The sequence below is a fragment of the Streptomyces sp. NTD91 genome (genome assembly GCF_059510455.1).
Genome location: NZ_JCAJZW010000029.1, coordinates 1 through 22,395, shown reverse-complemented (window position 1 = coordinate 22,395; position 22,395 = coordinate 1). Strand labels below are relative to the sequence as shown.

16 protein-coding genes and 2 pseudogenes are annotated in these 22,395 nt (G+C 73.7%); 11 read left to right on the top strand and 7 right to left on the bottom strand.

Annotated elements, in window-relative coordinates:
* Positions 1-86 precede the first annotated feature (86 nt).
* The 3 genes from AC5WRT_RS26130 to AC5WRT_RS26120 form a co-directional block, all read right to left on the bottom strand.
* Entirely contained in the window at positions 87-551 is a 465-nt protein-coding gene (locus AC5WRT_RS26130) for an RICIN domain-containing protein (protein ID WP_496096363.1), read from the bottom strand.
* On the bottom strand, positions 548-1,810 hold the full coding sequence (locus AC5WRT_RS26125) for an ROK family transcriptional regulator (RefSeq protein ID WP_496096362.1): 1,263 nt from the start codon (positions 1,808-1,810) through the stop codon (positions 548-550). The genes AC5WRT_RS26130 and AC5WRT_RS26125 overlap by 4 nt, the downstream gene beginning before the upstream one ends.
* A 130-nt stretch (positions 1,811-1,940) precedes the next feature.
* Complete coding sequence (locus tag AC5WRT_RS26120; RefSeq protein WP_496096361.1) at positions 1,941-3,215, bottom strand: FAD-binding protein; 1,275 nt, start codon at positions 3,213-3,215, stop codon at positions 1,941-1,943.
* A 155-nt stretch (positions 3,216-3,370) separates the two neighbouring features.
* Between AC5WRT_RS26120 and AC5WRT_RS26115 the strand changes: the two genes are divergently transcribed.
* The 3 genes from AC5WRT_RS26115 (at position 3,371) to AC5WRT_RS26105 (ending at position 7,163) form a co-directional block, all read left to right on the top strand.
* Positions 3,371-4,045 (top strand): pyridoxamine 5'-phosphate oxidase family protein, encoded by a 675-nt coding sequence (locus AC5WRT_RS26115; protein ID WP_496096360.1) that lies wholly within the window; start codon positions 3,371-3,373, stop codon positions 4,043-4,045.
* A 58-nt stretch (positions 4,046-4,103) separates the two neighbouring features.
* Positions 4,104-5,447: a radical SAM protein gene (locus tag AC5WRT_RS26110; RefSeq protein ID WP_496096359.1), complete on the top strand. Its 1,344-nt coding sequence runs from the start codon at positions 4,104-4,106 to the stop codon at positions 5,445-5,447.
* A 237-nt stretch (positions 5,448-5,684) separates the two neighbouring features.
* A complete protein-coding gene (locus AC5WRT_RS26105; RefSeq protein ID WP_496096358.1) occupies positions 5,685-7,163 on the top strand; it encodes a cellulose binding domain-containing protein in 1,479 nt (492 codons plus the stop codon).
* Positions 7,164-7,346: 183 nt separating this feature from the next.
* On the opposite strand, the gene AC5WRT_RS26100 is transcribed toward AC5WRT_RS26105, so the two are convergent.
* Positions 7,347-9,518, bottom strand: a complete 2,172-nt coding sequence (locus tag AC5WRT_RS26100) for a SpoIIE family protein phosphatase (RefSeq protein WP_496096357.1) — start codon at positions 9,516-9,518, stop codon at positions 7,347-7,349.
* Between the two features lie 466 nt (positions 9,519-9,984).
* On the opposite strand from AC5WRT_RS26100, the gene rsgA reads away from it, so the two are divergent.
* The 3 genes from rsgA (at position 9,985) to AC5WRT_RS26085 (ending at position 13,332) form a co-directional block, all read left to right on the top strand.
* Positions 9,985-11,145: a ribosome small subunit-dependent GTPase A gene (gene rsgA, locus AC5WRT_RS26095; protein WP_496096356.1), complete on the top strand. Its 1,161-nt coding sequence runs from the start codon at positions 9,985-9,987 to the stop codon at positions 11,143-11,145.
* Positions 11,146-11,365: 220 nt separating this feature from the next.
* Positions 11,366-12,760 (top strand): DNA-3-methyladenine glycosylase 2 family protein, encoded by a 1,395-nt coding sequence (locus tag AC5WRT_RS26090; protein ID WP_496100659.1) that lies wholly within the window; start codon positions 11,366-11,368, stop codon positions 12,758-12,760.
* Entirely contained in the window at positions 12,757-13,332 is a 576-nt protein-coding gene (locus AC5WRT_RS26085) for a methylated-DNA--[protein]-cysteine S-methyltransferase (RefSeq protein WP_496096355.1), read from the top strand. The genes AC5WRT_RS26090 and AC5WRT_RS26085 overlap by 4 nt, the downstream gene beginning before the upstream one ends.
* Positions 13,333-13,359: 27 nt before the next feature.
* Here the strand turns inward: AC5WRT_RS26085 and AC5WRT_RS26080 are convergent, their stop codons facing one another.
* Complete coding sequence (locus AC5WRT_RS26080) at positions 13,360-13,731, bottom strand: PPOX class F420-dependent oxidoreductase (protein ID WP_496096354.1); 372 nt, start codon at positions 13,729-13,731, stop codon at positions 13,360-13,362.
* A 377-nt stretch (positions 13,732-14,108) separates the two neighbouring features.
* Here AC5WRT_RS26080 and AC5WRT_RS26075 point away from each other — a divergent pair.
* A pseudogene (locus AC5WRT_RS26075) lies at positions 14,109-15,333 on the top strand (SGNH/GDSL hydrolase family protein); the annotation flags it as partial.
* Positions 15,334-15,676: 343 nt separating this feature from the next.
* Here the strand turns inward: AC5WRT_RS26075 and AC5WRT_RS26070 are convergent.
* Complete coding sequence (locus AC5WRT_RS26070) at positions 15,677-16,657, bottom strand: helix-turn-helix domain-containing protein (protein WP_496100647.1); 981 nt, start codon at positions 16,655-16,657, stop codon at positions 15,677-15,679.
* Positions 16,658-17,164: 507 nt separating this feature from the next.
* On the opposite strand from AC5WRT_RS26070, the gene AC5WRT_RS26065 reads away from it, so the two are divergent.
* The 3 genes and pseudogenes from AC5WRT_RS26065 to AC5WRT_RS26055 all read left to right on the top strand — a co-directional run bounded on the left by AC5WRT_RS26065 (position 17,165) and on the right by AC5WRT_RS26055 (position 19,828).
* Positions 17,165-18,667, top strand: a complete 1,503-nt coding sequence (locus AC5WRT_RS26065) for a protein phosphatase 2C domain-containing protein (RefSeq protein ID WP_496096352.1) — start codon at positions 17,165-17,167, stop codon at positions 18,665-18,667.
* A 12-nt stretch (positions 18,668-18,679) separates the two neighbouring features.
* A pseudogene (locus tag AC5WRT_RS26060) lies at positions 18,680-19,053 on the top strand (thiamine pyrophosphate-dependent enzyme); the annotation flags it as partial.
* A gap of 301 nt (positions 19,054-19,354) precedes the next feature.
* Entirely contained in the window at positions 19,355-19,828 is a 474-nt protein-coding gene (locus AC5WRT_RS26055) for an ATP-binding protein (RefSeq protein ID WP_496096351.1), read from the top strand.
* 183 nt (positions 19,829-20,011) lie between these two features.
* Here AC5WRT_RS26055 and AC5WRT_RS26050 read toward each other — a convergent pair whose 3' ends face one another.
* Complete coding sequence (locus AC5WRT_RS26050; RefSeq protein WP_496096350.1) at positions 20,012-21,061, bottom strand: DUF2637 domain-containing protein; 1,050 nt, start codon at positions 21,059-21,061, stop codon at positions 20,012-20,014.
* A 425-nt stretch (positions 21,062-21,486) separates the two neighbouring features.
* On the opposite strand from AC5WRT_RS26050, the gene AC5WRT_RS26045 reads away from it, so the two are divergent.
* Positions 21,487-22,275 (top strand): GntR family transcriptional regulator, encoded by a 789-nt coding sequence (locus tag AC5WRT_RS26045; protein WP_496096349.1) that lies wholly within the window; start codon positions 21,487-21,489, stop codon positions 22,273-22,275.
* Positions 22,276-22,395 lie beyond the last annotated feature (120 nt).

Sequence of the window (22,395 nt, the reverse complement as noted above, 5' to 3'; positions counted from 1 at the left end):
GGCGGGCGGGCAGTGGGGGCAGGAGGGCGAGGGCCGCCGGGTCAGGGGAGTGGTCCGACGGCCCTCGGCCGGTGGGGAGGAGGGGCCTACCGCCTGGATCGGGCCTCGTCGGCGCCGCCGTTGCGGGGGTGGAGGATCACCTTGCTGCCGCCGGTCGTCGCCGGTCCGCCGACGTCGAGGCACTCGCCGGAGGCCTCGTTCACGAGGAGGTCCTCGGCGGCGCGGGCGGGACCGGTGACGCCGGTACCGCCGCCGCTGTTGCAGCGGTACGAGCTGAGGGCCGGTCCCTGGCCGGAGAAGAGGAGCCGGGCGGTCCGGGCATGGACCTTCGGGTCGAGGTGCTGCAGGTCGTCGACCCACCGGGCGCCGGACGCGCCGACGCTGCTCGACGCTCTGGGCGGCGTGGGGGAGACCTCGGCAGCGGCCGGGGCGGCAGTGGCACTCGCGGGCGGCGGGCGGAGGAGGGTTCCGGTGACGGACAGTGAGGCGGAGGCTGTCGGCAGCAGGGATCTCCTGCGGGGGTGGGACACGTGCATCCCTTCCGTCGTCATGAAGGCGGTGCGGTACGGCTCCTTGCGGGGGTGGGGCGCTTGGCGGTGCCTTTCGTGGTGCCCTGTCTCTGCCCGACGGACTGCAACGCCCCCTCCAGCGCGAACGTGGCCGCACCCAGGGACACCGGGTCGGTGGGGATCGGGGAGAGGACGATTTCGGTGGCGGCCAGCGGCCGGTGCAGTGCGTGCCGGGCGACGGCCCGGCGGACCTCGCCGAGCAGCGGCTCGCCCAGCCGGGCGGCGACCCAGCTGCTGAGCACGACCACCTCGGGGTTGAGCAGGTTGATCAGGTCGGAGATGCCGGCGCCCAGGTAACGGGCGGTGTCCCGGACGACCTTGAGCGCGACCGGGTCCTCGGCGGCTACCGCGCGGGCCAGCGCGTCGATGGTGGCCGTCTGGTCCTCGGGGTGCAGCAGGGGGGACTGCGGGCTGAGTTCGCGCAGGTTCTGCATGATGCCGGGCGCCCCGACGTACGTCTCGACGCAGCCGTGGTTGCCGCAGTGGCACAGCCGCCCGTCCAGCACGAGTGTGGTGTGGCCCCATTCACCGGCGCTGTTGCTCACCCCCCGGTGCAGCCCGCCGCCGAGGGCGAGACCGGCGCCGACCCCCGTGCCCAGATTGACCACGACCGCGTCCCCGCGCCCTCGCGCCGCCCCGAACCACAGCTCGGCCACCGCGCAGGCACGCAGCGGATTGTCCAGGTGCAGGGGGTGGGCGATGTGTTCGGCGAGCAGATCGAGCAACGGCACGTCGTGCCAGTCCCAGTTGGGCGCGTACTCGGCGACGCCGGTGTCCCGGTCCACCTGGCCCGGCACGCTGACCCCGACGCCGAGCACCCGGGCCGCCTCGATGCCGGCCTGCGCCACCACGGAGCCGACGGCCGCGGCGACATGACCCACCACCTGCTCCGGGCGGCTCTCGCCGGGGCGCATGTCCTCGTCGGCGCGGGCCAGCACGTTCAGCGCCAGGTCGAACAGCTCGACATGGACGTACGTCTCCGCGATGTCGACGCCGATCAACGCACCCCCCGACGCGTTGACGGCCACCAGGCCCCGGGGCCGGCCGCCGGCCGAGTCCTCGAACCCCACCTCGGTGATCAGGCGGAGGTCGAGCAGCTCGCCGACCAGCGTGGCGACCGTGGCCAGGCTCAGTCCGGTCGCGGCGGCCAGCTCCTGCCGGGAGGTGGGGGACTCGGCGATGATCTGGCGCAACACCTCGTAGCGGTTCGCGGTGCGGATGTCACGTGATGTGCGCTTCACGCGGCTGCCCCTCCCATCCTGTCCCGCCGGATCCGGCCGGGCGACCTCGGCACCGGCGCGGGCGCCAGGCTAGGGGCTGGCAGGGCATTTCGACAAGGGGTTAGGAAAGGGGCTGAAGAAAGTACGACGGCTACCGGTGGCCGGGGAGGCCGAGGAGGTCGCGCACGAAGGCGTTGGCGAACGTGCCGGACGGGTCCACCTGCCGGACCAGGGACGCGAAGTCGTGGAACCGCGCGTACCGCCCGCGCAGGACGGCCGAGGGGGTCTCGAAGACCTTTCCCCAGTGCGGGCGCGGGTCGAAGGGCTCCAGCACCTCCTCCAGTCGGCGCACCACCGGCAGCACCGCAGTCTCGTCCCGCACCCAGGTGAAGTGCAGCGCGACCGAATCCCGGTCGTGGGCCGGGCTCAGCCACTGGGCGTCCGCGGCGATCGTACGCACCTCGCAGGTCTGCAGGACACCGGCGACCGTCGACCGGATACCGTCGATCGCATACAGGGCGTCGAGAGCGGCCGACCGGGGCAGCAGGTACTCCGACTGGATCTCCTCCCCGCTGCTCGGCGTGAACTCGGCACGGAAGTGCGGCAGCCGCTCGTGCCACGGCCCCGGCGCGCCGAGCTGCTCCGTGCAGTTGCCCGCGGGCATCCCCGGGACGGGGTGCAGCCGCACCTCGGCGGGCGCCGCCCACGGGAAGTCCACGGCCGCCCGGTCCGTGCGCCGCTTGACCCACACCTGTCGAAAGCCCGGTTTCTGCCAGTCCGTGAACAGGCTCACGCTGTACCCCGCGGCCGCGACGCCATCGAAGTCCAGCTCTTCCAGCGGCAGTTCGGTGTAGACCCGCTGCTCCACCTCGTACGCCGGCTCCAGGTCGAGGGTGAGTGCGGTGACGACACCGAGCGCGCCGAGGGAGGTCACGGCGCCGCCGAACCGCGGGTCGTCCCGGCCCATAGTCCCGGTGTCACCGCTCGCGACGACCATCTCCACCTGCCGGACCGCCGAGGCGAGCGAGCCGTTGCCGACGCCGGAGCCGTGCGTGCCCGTCGCCACCGAACCGGCCACCGAGATGTGCGGCAGGGAGGCCATGTTGGCCAGGGCGAGACCGTGCGCGTGGACCGTCGCGGCCAGTTCGGCGTAGCGGACGCCGCCGGACACCCGGACCGTGCGCGCCGCCGTGTCGACGTCGATCACCCGGGGCAGCTCGGCGGTGGACACCAGCACGCCCTCCGGACCCGGGTCGGCGATCCGGTTGAAGGAGTGCCCGCTCCCCAGCACCCGCACCCGGTCACTGGCCCCCACCAGCGCCGCGAGCGCGTCGAGCGTGCGTGGACGGTGGAATTCCCGCGCGGTGTACGTGATGGTGCGCGCCCAGTTACTGACCGTCCCGGCGGTCTCGGCCGTCCCTGCCACAGTTGCGTCCTCCTGGAGAGTGTTTCTGCGTCGACCCTCTCATCCGGAACGACCCGACAGGGAGTCGTGCTTCGGATTTCGTTGTGAATGCCGTTCCTCTGGGCGTAATCGACATTCCATTGGCCTCATGTCTGCGATATCGGTACCGTCGGCGTATGACTCAGGAGCCGCTCCCCGCCCGCCTTCCCGTCACCGACCGCACCCGCCACCGCCGGCTGCGCGAGCAGGGCAGCCTCGAGCGGGCCGACCTGGAGGCTGTCCTCGACACCGCCTTCGTCTGTCACCTCGGTGTGCTGGTCGAGGGGCGGCCGGTCGTCGTGCCCACGGTGTACGGGCGGGACGAGCGGTGGCTGTATCTGCACGGATCCGTGGCCGGCCGCAGCCTGGCCGGCGACACCCCGGTGTGTGTGACCGTGACGCATGTGGACGGGCTCGTGCTCGCCCGGTCCGTCTTCGAGCACGGCGTCAACTACCGCAGCGCCATGATCCACGGCACCGCCCGCAAGGTCACCGACCCCAGGGAGAAGCTGGAGGGCCTGCGCCGGCTCACCGAGCACTGCACGCCGGGCCAGTGGTCGTACGCCCGCCGCCCCAGCCGCAAGGAACTGGCCGCCACCACCCTCCTCGCCCTCTCCCTCCAGGAGGCCTCCGTCAAGATCCGCACCGGCGCCCCGGACGACGGCGACGGTCCCGACGCGGCCCTCGGCCTGTGGGCCGGCGTGCTGCCGCTGACCACCGTCTGGGGCGCACCGGAGCCCGACCCCGCGCTGCCCGCCGGGACGGCCGTACCGGAGCACGTCGCGCGCCGTGCGGGGACCCGGCACGGCTGAGCCGCAGGCGGGGGCATACGGTGTGAGACGTACGCCTGAACCGGGAGGAGACAGACGGATGGGCAGCCGTACCGCGCTGGTCGAGGATCTGATGGAGCGGTTCCCGCACGTGCCACGGGAAGCCGTCTTCAAGGAGGACCTGCTCCGCGGGGGCGTCGCCTTCGACCCGTCCGCCCTCAGCGACAACGAGAGCGGCGAGGTCAAGCCGAAGTCGTACTTCATCTTCTCCTTCGACCACGGCACCCTGCCCGAACTGGGCGAGGCCGCGCTGCGCCGCCCGCCGGAGGAGATCATCCTCACCGGAGGCCCGTACGACCTGCGCCGCACCGTCGTCTCCGTACGGGTGAACCCGGCCTCGCCGTACCGGGTGGCCGCCGACGAGGAGGGGCTGCTCGGCCTCTACCTCGACGGGAAGCGCGTCGCCGACGTCGGGGTGCCGCCCATGCCCGAGTACTACCGGCACACTCTCTCCAACGGGAAGTCCGTGATGGAGGTGGCCCCGACCATCCAGTGGGGCTACCTGATCTACCTCACGGTCTTCCGGGTCTGCCAGTACTTCGGCGCCAAGGAGGAGTGCCAGTACTGCGACATCAACCACAACTGGCGCCAGCACAAGGCGGCCGGGCGGCCGTACACCGGTGTCAAGGACGTCGAGGAGGTCCTGGAGGCCCTCGAGATCATCGACCGGTACGACACCCAGAAGGCATCCACCGCGTACACGCTGACCGGCGGTGCCATCACGAAGACGGTCGCCGGACGCGACGAGGCCGACTTCTACGGCCACTACGCCAAGGCCATCGAGGAGCGCTTCCCGGGCCGCTGGATCGGCAAGGTCGTCGCCCAGGCGCTGCCGAAGGCGGACGTGCAGCGGTTCAAGGACTACGGCGTGCAGATCTACCACCCCAACTTCGAGGTGTGGGACCGGCGCCTGTTCGAACTGTACTGCCCCGGCAAGGAGCGGTACGTCGGCCGGGACGAGTGGCACAGGCGGATCCTGGACTCCGCCGAGGTGTTCGGCGCGCGCAACGTCATCCCCAACTTCGTGGCCGGCGTGGAGATGGCCGAGCCGTTCGGTTTCACCACCGTCGACGAGGCGATCGACTCCACCACCGAGGGCCTGCGCTTCTTCATGTCGCACGGCATCACGCCCCGCTTCACCACCTGGTGCCCCGAGCCCACCACCCCGCTCGGCAAGGCCAATCCGCAGGGGGCTCCGCTGGAGTACCACATCCGGCTGCTCCAGGCCTACCGCCGGACCATGGAGGACTTCGGACTGTCCTCCCCGCCCGGATACGGTCCGCCCGGCCCCGGCCGCGCCGTCTTCTCCGTCAGTTCCTTCATGGACAGCCTGCCGGCCGACGAGCCGGTGCCGGACGCCGGGGAGGCGCCGGCCGAGGTGTGATCCCGCGCACCCGGCCGGCCCGGCGCTGAGCGAAGCGGCTCCGGCATCCGTACAGGAGGCCGGAGTTGTGGGCCCGTCGCGTCGCGCATCCGCGCCGCCACCAACGGTAACCGGATGTGAACAGGCCGCTTGTCAGTTGTGTCAGAGACGTGAAAGGCTCTGTGCCCTGCCGCGGGGTTCACCGCAACTCCTTTCCCCCTGTGGTGAGTTGCCCTCGCTCGTGGATGCAGGAGTGCCATGCCCGACCTGCCGACCCCCAAGGACGTCACCGAGGCCGCGCTGTTCTCGGAGGGCTGGGACGCGGTGCTCAGCTACGCGGACCTGTGTACCTCCGGTTCGCTGACGGCCCATCAACTGGCGAACGAGGCGTTCGCGCTCGGCATGCGCGAGGTCCGCGCCGCCGCGAGCACCCATGTGCGGGGCGCGGGCCGCCGCACCCCACGGCTGCCCACGATCCCGGCCCTGCTCACCGCCGTACGCGACACCGCCGCCGCCTGGGAGGCCGACGGCCAGGGCCACAGGCTCGACCCCGACCTCAGGCTGTGGCTGAACTCCGGGAGCGCCGCCCGTTTTTCCGGCCCGCCGCTGGAGCGGCCGGTCGCGCTGCGGGGGCTGAGGGACATGCAGGAGGCCGACGCGTCGCTGCTGTGGCTCGTCGAGGTGGAGGCGCTGCCGCTGCCCACCGTCGCCCGCCGGCTCGGCCTGGACCCGGCCACCGTGGCCGACGAGCTCGACCAGGTCCGCACCCTGTTCCGCGACCGCTGCCACCGCGCCCATCTGGACACCCCGATGGACGCGCAGTGCCGCTCCTACGCCCGTCTGCTGGACGCGGTCACCCGCTCCCCGGCCGCCGACACCCCCGACGACCTCTCCCGGCACCTCGCGACCTGCGTGCGGTGTGCCGAGGCCGCCGCCTGCCTGCGCCTGCACGGCGGCGGACTGCCCGCCGCGCTGGCCGGCGGGGTCATCGGCTGGGGCGGCCTCGCCTACCTGGAACGACGCCGCCGCGCCGCCGAGGTCCGCCTCGGCGCGGGCCGCCCCGACGCCGAGGCGGCCGGCGACGACCCCGAGGAGGGCGGCACCGGCCGTCACCGCGCGCTGCGCGGCGGCCTGCTCGCCGCGGCCGTGCTGCTGTCGGCGCTGGCACTGGGGGTGTCGATGATGCCGTTCGGCGGCTCCGGCGACGACAGCGCCGCCGCCCGCGACGACCGGCAGCCCGTCGCCGACCCCAGCGTCTCCCGCCCCACCACCCGGCCGGCCTCCCCGACAGCACCCGCCGCCACCGCCTCCGCGTCGGCCACGGCCACCGGCTCGGGCCGCGAAGAGCCCGACCCCGAACCCCAGGGCAGCACCTCCTCGGCCGCCCACTCGCCGGGCCCCGACCGCACCCGCGCCGCAGCGGCCGGCTGCCGGGTCGCCTACCACCTCGTCGACCAGTGGCAGGACGGCTTCCAGGCCACGGTCACCGTCACCACCGACCGGGCCCTCGACGGCTGGAGCGTGTCCTGGGCCTTCCGTGACGGCCAGCAGGTCGGCCAGACGTGGGACGCCACCGTCCACCAGAGCGACACCCACGTCACCGCCACCGCGGCCGACTACGACAAGGCCGTCGCCGCACACGGCACGCTGACCTTCGGTTTCATCGGCACCTGGCGGGAGAGGAACCGCACCCCGTACGGCTTCACGCTCAACGGGGCGTCCTGCGCGGTCGGTTGATCACGCCGCACGGCGAGCGGCGACCGCAGGAACAGCACAGCCTCAAGGCCGAGGAGGCCGACGTTCCGCCGGCGGTGGAGAATGCCGTCAGCGGCCGGGTCATCGACACGATGCGCAGGCTTGGGGGAATCGGCCCCAAGGGAGCCGAGGACATCTCCGGTGACTGCTGCGCCACCGCCACCATCAGGTGGCGGTCACCACCAGCGCGGCCCGGTCGTCGAGGGAGGCATCGCCTGCGAACGTGGTGACCGCGGCGGTGATGGACTCGATGAGGGTCGCCGCAGTGGGCGTCGTGGTCCGGTAGGTGACGAGCGCGTGGGCCAGGCGGTCCTCGCCGAAGAATTCACCGTCGGCGGAGCGCGCCTCGGTGATGCCGTCGGTGACGAGGACCAGGCTGTCGCCGGGGAGCAGGGCGATGCCGCACGGGCAGAAGCCGGGGTCGGGACGGATGCCCAACAGCAGGCCGGACTGTGCGAGTTCCTCGACCGTGCCGTCGGCCCGGCGCACGAGGGGCGGTACGTGGCCCGCCCGGATCAGGCTGAGCGCGAAGTGGGAAGCGGAGTGCCGCAGCTCGCCGTAGACGAGTGAGACGAACTGGTCCTCTTCGGCGGTGCCGGCCGTCAGCGCGTCGTTGATGGCGGCGACCACCGCCGCCGGGTCGTTCAGAAGGCGGGCGGCGGCGCGTGCGGTGTGGCGGACCATTCCGGTGGTGGTGGCCGCCAGCGCGCCGCGCCCCGACACATCGCCGATCATGAACGCCCAGCGGTCGCCGGACAGCGCGAAGACGTCGTAGAAGTCGCCGCCGACGTCGAGTCCTTCACCGGCCGGACGGTAGGAGGCGGCCAAGGTCGCGCCGGGAATCCTGGGCAGCTCGGGAGGCAGCAGGCCTGCCTGCAGATCGTGGGCCAGCCGGACGCGGTCGGTGAACTGGTGGGCGTTGTCGGCACTCGAAGCGGCCCGGCGGGCCAGCTCCTGGGCCAGGGCGATCGTGTGGCCGTCCAGAGTCAGGGAGGTGGCCAGGAGAGTCAGCGTGCCGAAGGTACGGCCCCGGGTGGCCAGCGGCACGCATACGTAGCCCGTGACGCCGAGTCGCGCGCAGGGGCCGCCCGTGTGTGCCGTCTCGACGGCGCCGGAGGCCAGTACGCGGGCGACGGCGGCGTCCACGGCGTCGCACAGCGCGCGGGAGCAGAGGAGGTGCTCCCCCTCCCGCGCCGAGGCGGCGACGGCGATGCGGCGGGTCCGGCCGCGCTCGACCACATGGACGGCACACAGCGGTGCCAGCGCCGGAACGGTCAGCCTGGCCATGCACTGCAGGCTCTCCGAATAGTGCGTCTCGCCCGAGATGGCGGTGCTCGCTTCCAGCAGGAAGGCCAGATCCTCACGGACGGCCTTCTCCCGCTCCTGGGCGACGCGCCTCGCCTCCACCGTGAAGTGGCGTTCGATGGCGAGCGCGGCCGTCCGCGCGAACACGACACTGAGCGTCACATCCCTGTCCGCCGGAGCCTTGGGGACGCGGTGGTACATCGCGAAGGTGCCCAGCAGCCGGCCGTCCGTGTCCTGGATCGGCGTGGACCAGCACGCCGCGATCCCGGCCCGCCGGGCCAGGTCGCGGTAGTCCTTCCACAGGGGGTCCGTGGCGATGTCCGTGACGATCACGGGTTCGTGCCGGAAGGCGGCCGTGCCGCACGAGCCGGCACCTTCACGGATGGGTGTCCCGTCGATCGCCTCGTTGTAGAAGCCGGGCAGGTGCGGGGCGGCGCCGTGCCGCAGGCGCTGTCCGTCGGGATCGACGAGCAGTACCGAGACGATCATGTCCGGGGAGAACTCCTCGATCGCCGTGGCCATGCCGTCGAGGATCTCGCTGAGAGGGGCGTCGCGTGCGATCTGCTCCAGCAACACGCGCTGCTCCAGGGCCAGGAGATGCGCGTCGTGGTACGCGGTGGTCTCGACCGCGATCACCACGACCCCGTCGATCCGGCCGGCCTCGTCCCGCCGGGGTTCGTAGGTGAAGTCGAAGAACCCCTCCCGCTGCCTGCTCGGCTCTCCCAGCATCAGCCGCCCGTCCCGGGCCCGGTAGGCGACGCCGGTGCGGTAGACCTCGTCGAGCCGGTCGACGACGCCCTGCGGAACCAGTTCCGGAATCAGCTCTCCGACCGGCTCCCCGACGCGCCCGCGGTCGCACCCCACGGCCTCGAAGAACGCCGAGTTCGCTGCTTCCAGCAGGTGTCTCGGGCCACCGAGCGCAGCGAAGATCACCGGGGCCTGCCCGAAGAGGTCCGCGTACTCCTCGCTCCGCCGGTCGCTGGCGACGGAGCGGGTCGTGGTCGAACTGTGGGGATCGGAATATATGGACATGACAGGCCGCCCTGTCTCCTCCGTCCGCTGACGACGTCGTCCCGCCCCTCCACTCTGACACATGTCTCGGCTGTTTCCAGGCCGCAGCCGGGCCGGTCGCAGCTCATGACCGGGAGCCGGGTGCCTGACGGCTCGACCTCCACGAGGGCCGGCGGCGCCCGGAGTGCCGGGCCCGGTCGTCCACCGGAGGCGGCCCGGCCGTCCCTCCGGAGGAGCGACGGGGGAAATTCCGTGGTGCCGCTGAGCGAGCCTGTCTAGGGTGGGGCTTGCTCCTCGCGGTGGCCGCCGGCCGCCGCGGTCAGTCGTGTGCAGAACGGGAGGTGTGACCGATGGCCGTCTCTGTGACGGGCGCTGCCCGCAGTCAGAAGTTCATCCACTCCACCTCCGTGGCCTCCGGCTGATCCTTCCTGTCTTCTGTGCGCCTGTGCGTGCGCGCGGCCGGGGCCGCCCCTGTGAAGGGTCCCCCTTGAATCGTTCTTCTCTTCCGGCTTCTTCCGCCTCGTCACACGCTCTGGCCCCCTACGGCTGGGACGAGGGATGGGAAGCGGAGTTCGCTCCGTATGCCGAGCAGGGTCTCCTGCCCGGCCGTGTCGTACGTGTCGACCGGGGCCAGTGCGACGTCGTCACCCCGGCCGGCCTCGTCCGCGCCGACACCGAGTTCGTCGTCCCCCGTGACCCGATGAAGGTGGTGTGCACGGGAGACTGGTCAGCCGTCGACCCCGAGGGCAGCGATCCGCTGTACGTGCGCACACTGCTGCCGCGCCGTACCGCGTTCGTGCGGTCGACGTCGTCCAAGCGTTCCGAGGGCCAGGTGCTGGCCACCAACATCGACCACGTCGTCATCTGTGTGTCGCTCGCGGCCGAACTGGACCTCGGGCGGATCGAGCGGTTCCTCGCGCTCGCGATGTCCTGCTCGAGCGGTGAGGCTCTGCTGCACAGGTCGGCATCCTCCTGGGAGTCCGGTGCCCAGCCGGTCGTCGTGCTGACCAAGGCCGACCTGGTGCCGGACCCGGTCACCCTCGCCCATCTGGTGCAGGACGTCGAGACCGGCGCGCCCGGCGTGCCGGTGCTCACCGTCAGCGCCGTGGACGGCGAAGGACTCGACGTGCTCGTCGCGCTCGTCGGAGCCGGCACCTCGGTGCTGATCGGCCAGTCCGGCGCGGGCAAGTCCACACTGGCCAACGCCCTGGTCGGCGCGGACGTCATGGACGTGCGGGCCGCACGGGACGTCGACGGCAAGGGACGGCACACGACGACCACCCGCAACCTGCTCGTCCTGCCCTCCGGAGGGGTCCTCATCGACACGCCGGGGCTGCGGGGTGTCGGGCTGTACGACGCCGAGAGCGGGGTCGGCCAGGTGTTCACCGAGATCGAGGAACTGGCCGAGCGGTGCCGGTTCCACGACTGCGCCCACGAGACCGAGCCGGACTGCGCGGTGCGCTCGGCCGTGAAGAGCGGGCAACTCGCGCCGCGGCGGCTGGAGAGCTACCGGAAACTGGTGCGCGAGAACCAGTGGATCGTCGCCAAGACCGACGCACGGGTCCGTGCGGAGCTGCGACGGGACTGGAAGCGCCGGGGCGCCGCCGGGAAGGCCGCCATGGAGTTCAAACGGGGGCGCCGGGAGTAGGCGCACGCGCGAGGTACGGGTCGCGCCTGAGGCGCCGGGGCACGGGTACGGCGTGGCCGGTCGCTCCCCAGGGTCCGCGGCTTCGCCCGGACCTGGGGGAGCCGTCGCGGCCGGGCCGCAGGCCGGCACCCCCCCGCGCTGCTTCGGGGCGCCTCCACCACCGCCATGTCCGATTTCCGCTGGCCCGGTCCTCCTGCGGCGTCCGACACTGGGAAGCGTGATGGACGAGGACACCAGCTACGAGGCGGTGCGCAGCCGGGACGGGCGGTTCGACGGGGTGTTCTTCTTCGCCGTCGAAACCACCGGGATCTACTGCCGGCCCAGCTGCCCAGCGGTGACGCCGAAACGGCCCCACGTGCGGTTCTTCCCGACGGCCGCCGCCGCACAGGGATCCGGGTTCCGGGCCTGCCGGCGGTGCCGGCCGGACGCCGTGCCGGGGTCGGCGGAGTGGGACGTGCGGGCCGACGTCGTCGGGCGGGCCATGCGGCTGATCGCCGACGGTGTCGTGGACCGCGAGGGCGTCGCCGGGCTCGCCGCGCGGCTCGGCTACAGCGCGCGGCAGGTCCAGCGGCAGCTGACCGCCGAGCTGGGCGCCGGGCCGGTGGCGCTCGCCCGGGCCCAGCGGGCGCACACCGCGCGAGTGCTGCTGCAGACCACCGAACTGCCGGTCACCGAGATCGCGTTCGCGTCCGGGTTCGCCAGCGTGCGCCAGTTCAACCACACCGTACGGGAGGTGTACGCCTCCACCCCGACCGAGCTGCGGGCCACCGCACCCCGGCGCCGGGGCGGCCGCGGGGCGGCTTCGGGCGCCGGGATCCCGCTGCGGCTCGCCCATCGCGGCCCCTACCAGGCCGGCGCCGTCTTCGACCAGTTCGCGCGGGAGGCGGTGACCGGTGTCGAGGAGGTGTCCGGCGTGCCGGGCGGCCGCACCTACCGGCGCACGCTGCGGCTGCCCTACGGCACCGGAATCGTCGCCGTGGCGGAGCGCACCCGGGCGCCGAGGACGGTCACCGGCACCCGTCCGGGCGGCTGGCTCGACGCACGGCTGCACCTCACCGACCCCAGAGACCTGACCACCGCGGTGCAGCGGCTGCGGCGCCTGTTCGACCTCGACGCCGACCCCTACGCCGTCGACGAGCGGCTCGGCGCCGACCCGCGGCTCGGCCCGCTGGTGGCCGCCCGGCCCGGACTGCGCTCACCCGGCGCCGTCGACCCGCTGGAACCCGCCGTCCGGTCCATGGTCGGGAAGGAGGGTGCCGAGGAACTGGTGCGGCGCTACGGCAAGGTGCTCGACGCGCCCTGCGGCAGCCTCACCCGGCTCTTTCCCGAGACCGCCGTCCTCGCGGAGGCAGAGCCGCACGGCCCGCTGGGCGTGCTCGCCGCCGCCCTCGCCGACGGCACTGTACGACTGGATCCGGGCGTCGACCGGGAGGACGCGCAGGAGGCCCTGCTCGCCCTGCCCGGCATGGACCCGGCCACCGTGGCCGCCGTACGCGTGCGCGCCCTCGGCGATCCGGACGTCGCTCCGCCCGGTGCGGACGTGCCCGACGGGTGGCGGCCCTGGCGCTCGTACGCCGTCCAGCATCTGCGTGTGGCGGGGGAGTGGAGCCGATGACGGCCGGTTACTGGACCCAACTGGATTCGCCCGTGGGTCGGTTGCTGCTCACCGCCGATGCGGACGGGGCGCTCACCTCGCTGTCCGTGCCAGGGCAGAAGGGCGGGCGCCGTGTGGAGAGCGTGCGGCGCCAGGGGGACGGATGGCGGAGCGACGCGGGTCCGTTCCGGGCGGCGGCACGGCAACTGGCGGCCTACTTCAGCGGTGAACTCGAGGAGTTCCGCCTGCCGTCGAGGTCCCCGGGCACCGAGTTCCGGCAGCGGGTGTGGGCCGCGCTGGACGAGGTGCCGTACGGCGCGACCGTCACCTACGGGGAGATCGCCGCGCGGATCGGTGCGTCCCGCGCGGCGGTGCGCGCCGTCGGCGGCGCGATCGGTGCCAACCCCCTGCTGATCGTGCGCCCGTGCCACCGGGTCATCGGCGCGGACGGGGCGATGACCGGGTACGCGGGCGGACTCGAACGGAAGGTGTGGCTGCTGACCCTCGAGGGCGCGCTCACGGACACCGGCCGGGCGGTGACCGCCATGGGCGGACCGGCCTCGCGCACGGGTCGCGCGGAGCCGGCCCGCTGACGCCGGACCCGTCGGCCCTCCGCTCGGCTACTCCTCCTCCAGGCCCCAGCTGTGCACCTTGCGGGGATGGACGCGGATCACCTCGTCGCTGAAATGCGGGCCCAGGTCGTGCGGGCCGACGAGGAGTTCGGCCTCGCCGCGGATGTCGACCCCGCGCACCCGCCAGGGCCGCACGCTCACGATGTCGTCGACCACCAGGGCGACCTTCGGGTTCTGCCGAAGGTTGCGCCACTTCTTCGTCGTCCCCATCGCGTAGCCGCCGATCAGGATCGTGCCGTCGTCCTGGACGTGGAAGCCGACCGGGTTCGCCTGCGGCTGGCCGTGCCGGTCAACGGTGGCCATGCGGCCCAGCCGCTGCGACGCCAGATACGCCCGCTCCGCCTCGCCGAATTCGGTCATACCACCAGCCAAGCACGCCCGCCCGTCCGGCACATCGGCCTCCTGGCCTAGGTCCTGCCCGACAATCGCGTCGTTGCCCGAAGGGCGGCCGCGCGGCGTCAGGGGCGTGCTCCCGGCGCGCCGGACCCCGTCCCTCGTACCGGACGTACTCGGGTCCGGGGCCGGTGCGGCGAGTGGGGGCGCCTTCCACGCCGCCCAGGCAGTGGGGGAGCGTGCAGGGCGTCGCGCGGCAGACGGGAATGGTCGGACGGGCCCGGGTCCGCCGTCCTGCGCCCCGTTGCGCCGAGCGGGTGGATGACCGCCGAGGGTGCGCCGGCACGGCCCGGCCGTGTGGCACGGTCTGCTCCGACGGGCGACGGGGAAGGTCGGGTGCGCAGATGGCCGGGGTCGGGCGGATCCTCGCGGTGCTGGTGCTGGCGATGCTGCCGGGTACGGCACGTCCGGCCGTCGCTGCGCCGGCCCGACCGGGGGCGGGGCCGGTCTCGCGCACCTGGACCGGCGGCCACGGGACGGAGCCGGTGCACTGGACCGGGAGTTGGGAGAGCGCGCCGTCGGGAACCGCCTCCGCGCTGCCCGGCGCCGCCGTCCGCAACGTGATCCACCTCAGCGTCGGCGGCCGTGCCGTCCGCGTCCGACTCAGCAACCGTTTCGGCACCGCGCCGCTGGTGCTCGACGCGGTCACCGTCGCGCTGCGGGCGGGCGGTCCCGACGCGGTGCCCGGCACCCTGCGCGTCGCCACGTTCGGCGGCGCCCGTACGGTCACCGTCCCGCCCGGCGAGGACACGGTCACCGACCCGGTGCCGCTGCCCGTCCGGGCCGCCGCCGACCTGCTCGTCACCGTCCACACCCCCGGTGACGACGGCCCGGCCACCTTCCACCGGACCGCCCTGCAGACCAGCTACATCGCCCCGGACGGCGCCGGCCGGGCCGCCGACGAGGACGGCGCCTCCTACACCACCACGGTCAGCCGCTGGTACTACGTCACCGGCGTCGACGTCCTCGGCACCGCCGCCGGCAGCGTAGTCGCGTTCGGCGACTCCCTCACCGACGGAGACGGTTCCACGCCCGACACCAACCACCGCTGGCCCGACCGGCTCGCCGGCCGGCTCCGCGGTGACCGGCTCGGCGTCCTCAACGCCGGGATCTCCGGCAACCGCCTGCTGCGCGACGGCACCGGACCGAGCGCCCTCGCCCGCCTGGACGCCGACGCCCTGGACCGGACCGGGGTGCGGGTGCTGGTCGTCCTGGAGGGCATCAACGACATCAAGGGCACACCGAAGGCCGACGACGTCACCGCCTACGCCGGCGCCTACCGCATCCTCGTCGCCCGCGCCCACGCCCGGGGCATCCGCGTCGTCGGCGTCACCCTCACGCCGTACCGGGGCTTTCCCGCCTACTCGGAGGCGCGCGAGGAGGTGCGGCAGCGGGTGAACGCCTTCATCCGCACCGGCGGCGCCTTCGACGCGGTCGTCGACGCCGACGCCGTCCTGCGCGACCCGGCCGACCCGACCCGCCTCCTCCCCGCCTACGACCCCGGAGACCACCTGCACCTCGACGACACGGGCATGGCGAAGCTCGCCGACCTCGTGCTGCGCACACTGGACCCGGTGACGGAGTTCCGTCGGGCCGCCGGAGCAGACCACGAGCCCCTGGTGCGCGCCCGGCACCGGCAGGACCAGGCCGGGGAACGCTCCGCGGCCCGTCGGCGACGCCAGCGGCACCACGGTGGCGCCCACCGGGACCGCCCGGGGCGGCGGCCGCGGATCGGCCGGCGCCCACCGCGGCACCGCGGCCCGCACCGGCCACGACCCGGCACGCCGGGCACCAGCACTGCGCACCGGCCGTGCACGACGACCACGCCGGCCGGCAGGAGCTTCCACAGGCCCGTCCGCGCAGAGTGCCGAAGACGGCGTGAGAGGGCAGGCGGACGCCGGGCGGCCGGAGCCTACGCGCGGTTCACCCAGCCCCGCTCGTAGGCGTGCCAGCCCAGTTGCAGCCGGGTCGTCACCCCCGCCAGCTCCATCAGCCGCCGCACCCGGCGCTGTACGGTCCTCAGACCCACGTCGAGCTGTTTGGCCACGCTCGCGTCGGTCAGCCCGGCCAGCAGCAGCGACAGCACCTCCAGATCGGTGGCGTCGGGATCGTCCGGCTGCTCCTCGACCGCGCCGGACGCCCCAAAGCGCAGCGGCAGCGCCCCCCGCCACACCGACTCGAACAGCCCGGCCAGCAGCTCCAGCAGCCCGCTGGCGTGCACCACCAGCGCGGCCGGCTCCGCCGTGCGCGAGGTCAGCGGGACCATGGCGAGCGCACGGTCGGCGATCACCAGCTTGGTCGGCACCCGGTCCACCACCCGTACCTGCTCGTCGCGGGCGAGCGCCGCCGACAACTCGGTGAATCCGTGCGGCAGTTCCAGCACCGCGCGCTCGACCACCACCCGGTAGCGCACCCCGCGGGCGGCCGCCTGCTCCTCCGCCTCGTTCTCCACGCCGGACACGACCATCGGATTGCCGGTGACCAGGGCGCACACCTCCTCGGCCGCCCCCAGCTGCAGCTGCAGAAAGCGCTGGGCGACCGCCGCGGCACCGGTCACCACCTCGACCAGGTCGTGCACCCCGGGCTCGGTCGCCGCCGCCCGGTACTCCTCCGCCAGCAGCGCCGCCGCCAGTTCCGCCTTCTCCAGTTCGTGCCGCTGCCGGGTGAGCAGCGCGCCCAGTGCGACGCCGGGCGGAGCGGCCACCCAGCGGCCCGGCCGCGCCGGGGACTGGGCGGCGAGCCCCTGCCGTTCCAGCCGGCGCAGCGCCCGCTCGGCGTCCGGCTCCGACAGTGCAAGGCGCCGCGCCAGATCGGTCACGTCGGCCGCGCCCACGGACACCAGCGCCCTGTACGCCGCCTCGTGGGTCTCGTCCAGCCCTATCGCCGCCAGCATCGGCTCACGTCCCTCCCCTGGCACAGACCCGGCACCCGGGCCCGAGAACTCGCCACCGAAAAGCTGCCACGACGGGCCCGGCCTGGCGGAAACCGGCCACGGCGCAAACCCGCCGCGCAACATCATCGCCGTACATGTGGTGACTCTGCCAAGGTTGCAGCACCACGGAACGCGACCGTGCACCGAATGCGCAGCCGCGTCCCCGGAAACCAAGCCACAATCCGGCCAACCGGCCGGGTGCCCTGTTCCGGCCCCGGTCGCCCCGGGCCGTGGCCCGGGCCCGGACGTGTGCGAGGCACGCGAAGGGGATCCGGGACCGGGCCACTTCAGACGTCGCCGGGCGGCCCTCCCGTGGGGGGTGGGGCCGCCCGGCGGCACTTCCGCCCGTCCACCCCCGCCCGTACAGTTGTTCGACACCTCACTCGACACGCCGTCCGGCGACGCCGGGTGCGCCGGAATTTCCCGATGCCCCGTTTTCACACGGCCCGTGCGGTGGACAATCAGGGCATGAACCAGCAGGGGGGAAGGCCCGCCCGTCCCGAGGACGACTGGTGGGGACAGCTGTACGACGACTCCACCGAGGACACGGGGCCGGCAGCCGCGGCCGATTCCCTCGACGACCGCTTCGCCTCCGCGCAGCGCACGGTGACGGACCGGCCGCTCACGGCACCACCGGGCGAGCCGGAGGCGCCCGCACCGGCCGACACCGGCGACGGTCCCCTGGGCGGTACGGACCCCGAGGAGCCCCCGGCACCGGTTCACCGCGACCCGGCGTTGCCGGCGCAACGCCCGTCCGAGGCCCTGCCACCCCCCGCCACCGACGTACCGCCGTCCCGCCGCCCGGCCCCGTGGCGACCGACCGCCCCGACGCCACCCGAGCCGCCCCGGCCGACGGGGCAGCAACCCCCCGAGCCACCACGGCGCACCGGACCGCACCCCCCCGTGACGCCCGCCGAACAGCCCGCGCAGGAGCCGCAGGCCCCCGCCCGGCCCGCTCAGCCGCCGGTGCAGTCCGGCACCGCCCCCGCCCCGCCACCCTCCTGCGTCGACTACGTCGGCTCAGGGCCGCCCACCTACGACCCGGAGCCCACCGCCCTGCCGGTCGCCGATCCGGACGGGCTGGGGGACCTGGTCGCGGACACCGTGCTGGACGGAGCCCGGTACGGGGCGTGCACGGTGCGGGCGGTGTCGTTGCGGGGGGACTCGGCGCGGTTCCGGGGCGAGCAGCGGCGTGACTCGTTGCTGACCGCGCGGTTCGGGACGGGCGAGAACGCGCTGGTGCTCGTCGCCATGGCGACCGGGGTGCGCGGTGCCCGCGACGCGCATCTGGCGGCGGCCGAGGCGTGCCGGTGGATCGGGCGCGCCGTGGGCCGCAGCCATCACCGGCTCGTCGAGGACATCCGGGCGGCCCGGCGCGGTGAGTTGAAGTCGGGCCTGAACCGGCTGACCGACCGCAGCCTCGGCAAGCTCCGCGCGAGCGCCGCGGAGCGGGGCGTCGAGCCGGAGGCGTACACCGCGAGCCTGCGCTGTCTGCTGCTGCCCGCCGACCCCGGCTGCCGCACCCGCGTGTTCTTCGGCGTCGGCGGCGGCGGCCTGTTCCGGCTCCGCGACGGCGCGTGGCAGGACATCGAGCCGCAGGTCACGTCCGAGGCCGGCACCGGCGTTCCCGTGGTCGGCTTCGGCTCGCCTCCCGCCGAGACCCCCGACGGCGACCGGCTCACCATTGACTTCGGCATCCCGACCCCGCCGAGCCCGTACGAGCCGGCTCCCGAGCCGCCCCGGGAGCCCTTCCGGTTCCGTGCCTCGGTGGCCCGCCCGGGTGACGCCCTGGTGATGTGCACCGGGGGCCTGGCCGATCCGCTGCGCGGCGAGGCCGCCCTCTGCGCCTACCTGGCCCGCCGCTGGGCCGGCCGGACCCCGCCGGGGCTCGCCGCGTTCCTCGCCGACGCCCAGGTACGGGTGAAGGGCTACGCCGATGACCGTACGGCGGCGGCCGTGTGGGAGGCGTGACCGCTGCCGCCCCGGTTCACCGACCGGAGTCGGCAGGTGGTCTCCATGTCGGGCGACGGCGGGTTCGCCATGCTGATGGGTGACTTCCTGACGCTGGCCGACACCAACCCCGACTTCGCCGCCGTCGCCCGCGTCTGCGGCCCCCCCGGGATCCGGGTGGAGAAGCCCAAGCAGCTCGCCGGCGCCCTCAAGGACGCCTTCCGGCACAGCGGCCGGCCCTGGTGGACGTCGTCACCGATCCCGACGCCCTGTCCATCCCGCCGAGGATCAGCGCCGAGATGGTCACCGGGTTCGCGCTGTCCGCCTCCGGAACCGTGCTGGACGGCGGCGTCGGCCGCATGGTCCAGATGGCCCGCTCCAATCTGCGCCACGTGCCGCGCACGTGAGGAAAACCGTACCGGGGAGCGGATTTCGGCCAGTTTCACGGCGTGTGACGGTGTGCCGACGGCCGGTGCCGGGCGCATCTGCCTCGCCGTACCGGGGCGTCCGAGGCGGCCCGCGGCGTGCTGAGGGTCGGCGCACCGGGCGCGGCACGGCCCGGCGGGCGCCGCGGATGCCGTACGGCCGTGGCCGAACCGCCGGTCATCGTGCACGTGTGATGACTGGCTGTGTGCGGGCTGGGCAAGCATCCTCCGTGAACGTGTTCGACCACGAGGGGCAGGGTCCAGCGGCGTGCGGGCGGGGGTCATGAAGAGTCAGGCACGAGGGGGCGGTCCCGCGGTCGTCGGGGGCTCCTCGGCGGCGACGGGGGAAGAGGCCGACACCATCACGGAACACGCGCACCGGTTCCGGCGCAGGCTGGGCCGGGCCGATCTGAGGGCGGTGCCCGAGGCCCGCCGGGAACTGCGCGAACTGCTGCGGCACTGGGGCAAGCCGGGCCGCTCGGAGATCGCCGAGCTGCTCACCAGCGAACTGGTCACCAATGCGCTCGTCCACACCGACGACGACGCGGTTCTCACGGCGGTCGTGGAGCCGGGCGGACTGCGCGTGGAGGTACGGGACTTCGTGGGCCGCAGACCCGACCTGAGAGGCCCGGACTCGGACGACGACACCCATGGGCGGGGACTGGTGCTGGTGCAGTCCCTCGCGGACGCCTGGGGCGTACGGCCGCACGGGGTGGGCAAGTCGGTGTGGTTCGAACTGGGCGCCGAGGCGGCGTGACGCCCGGCGGGCACGCCGGCTCACGGACGGAAACGGGCCGGGGGCGTGACCCGTGCGGTCACGCCCCCCGCCCATGATGAGCGGTGGGTCACGGCCGGACTGCGCCGAGGGGCTGTCCCAGGACCTGTCCGACGATTCCCGTCCGCCGCGCTTCGGGCAACGACGCGAATGGTCAGACAGGTCCTAGCCGAACTGCTGCTCAAGATCCTTCAGTTTGCGCTCCAGGGAGTCCAGGCGCGGCAGCGCCATGGTGTCGTCCTCGGCGGTGAGGTCGACGGTCACCGGCTCGGCGGACGCGCTGCGGACGGGCTGCAGGGAGGGACGCGCGCGCACGGGCAGCTGCTCCGCGGCCGATATGGCAGGCTCCGCGGTCGCCGGGGCGGGGCCGCGCTCCACCGCCTGCACCTCGACCTCCACCTGCCGTCCGCCGCGGCCCGCGAAGGGGCGGTGGCCCCGGCTGATGGCCTTCAGCTGGGCGCGCTCGATGCGCTGCTGCTCGCGCCGGCGCTGCCGCTGCTCCTCCTTGTGCCGCTTGTCGTCGCGGACCTCCTCGACCGCCTCGTCCAGGCTGCGCACGCCCTCCAGGAGCATCAGCGACCAGGCCCTGTAGGTCTCGCGGGGGGCACGCAGCCAGCGCACGATGCGGATCTGCGGCAGCGGGCGCGGCACCAGGCCCTGTTCGCGCAGCGCGGCCCGGCGGGTCTGCTTCAGCGCGCGGTCGAACAGGACGGCCGCCGACAGCGACATACCGGAGAAGAACTGCGGTGCTCCCGCGTGGCCGACGCCCCTGGGCGCGTGCACCCAGTTGAACCAGGCCGCCGCCGCGGCGAACATCCACACGAGTATCCGCGAGCCGAGCGCCGCGTCGCCGTGGCTGGCCTCGCGCACCGCGAGCACGGAACAGAACATCGCCGCGCCGTCCAGGCCGAACGGCACCAGGTACTGCCAGCCGTCGGTCAGCCCCAGGTTCTGTTCGCCGAAACCGACGAGGCCGTGGAAGGACAGGGCGGCCGCGACCGCCGCACAGCAGAACAGCAGCACGTAGGAGGCCGTGCCGTAGATGGCCTCCTTGCGCCTGCGGCGCTCCTCGCTGCGCTCCCACGAGTCGTCCGCGCTCGCGTTCTCCCCGGAGGAGCGCTTGCCGCGCGCGAGCACCGCCACCGCGACCAGCATGCCCAGGAGCAGTACGGCGCCCGGAAGCAGCCAGCTCAGCGATATGTCGGTCAGTCTCATCACGGGTCCCTTGCATTGGGATGGGGCGTAACGCCCGCCATAGTGGCCCACTCCCGAGGGCCCTCAGGGGGTTTCGGGGCAAGAGGCCGCCAAGGAAGCGCAAGGGGATGCCCAGGACGGCGTTCTGCTCGAACTGCCGCTTGAGGGGCGGGAGTTGAGTTCGAATAAGACTACCCGTACGGATGGTTCCTCGGAAAGTTCCCGCGACGGGTGAGGAAGCTGTGAATCACCTGTCGGGGGTGATGAGGTGTGCGGGTGGCTGTATCGGCGATGATCTTAGTGGACGTGGGGGAGTGCCGGGGAACTCAGGCGAGGCATGCCTTGGTCGCTCGTCGGTGAATTTGAACCGGGGCCTCGGCCGCCTATGGTGCTTGACGGACCTGCCGTCAATGACCCAAGTGCCGACAAGCCGCCAGGAGGGACCCGTGAAGCAGAGCGCGCAGGGCTCCGCCGGCGCGGGGACCCCGCCCGGAGAGGCCCGGGTGCCCGTGCAGGCGCGCGCGGCGGACGCCCCCGAGGGCTTCCGTGAGCGGGACACCGCCGTGCCCTCGGCGCGGGGCGAGCACACGCACGGTGAGCGGCCCGTCCCCGGTGCGCGGCCCGCGGTGCAGCGCTCCTCCGTACGGGGGCAGATCCTGGACGCGCTGCGTGCGGCGCTGGCGACCGGGGAGCTGAAGCCGGGTGAGGTCCACTCGGCGCCGGTGCTCGGCGAGCGGTTCGGCGTCTCGGCGACGCCCGTGCGCGAGGCCATGCAGCAGCTCGCCCTGGAGGGCGCCGTCGAGGTCGTGCCCAACCGCGGCTTCCGGGTCGTCGAGCGCGGGGCGCGGGAGCTGGCCGAGCTGGCGGAGGTGCGGGCACTCATCGAGGTGCCGGTGATGCTGCGGCTGGCCCGGACCGTGCCGGGGGAGCGGTGGGCCGAGCTGCGTCCTTTGGCGGAGGAGACGGCACGCGCGGCGGCCTCCGGCTGTCCGGCGACGTACGCCGAGTCCGACCGAGCCTTCCACCGCGCTCTGCTCGCCCTGTCCGGCAACGAGCAGCTGGTACGCATCGCCGCCGACCTGCACCGCCGCTCGCAGTGGCCGCCGGTCCGGCACGGCCGGGCGTACCTGGCCGCCGACGCGGCCGAGCACATGGCCCTGCTGGATGCGTTGATCACCGGAGACGTGGACGTGGTGCGCAGGCTGGTGACCGAGCACTTCGCAGGGGCGAGCTGAGCGGGAGCGCCCCGAACGGGCGCGGGGAACTGCGCGTGCGCCCCCGGCGGCGGACCGGACCGGACCGCCCCGACCCTGCGCCGCGCCCCCGCCCGGCCCGCAGTCGGCGACCGGCCTGTG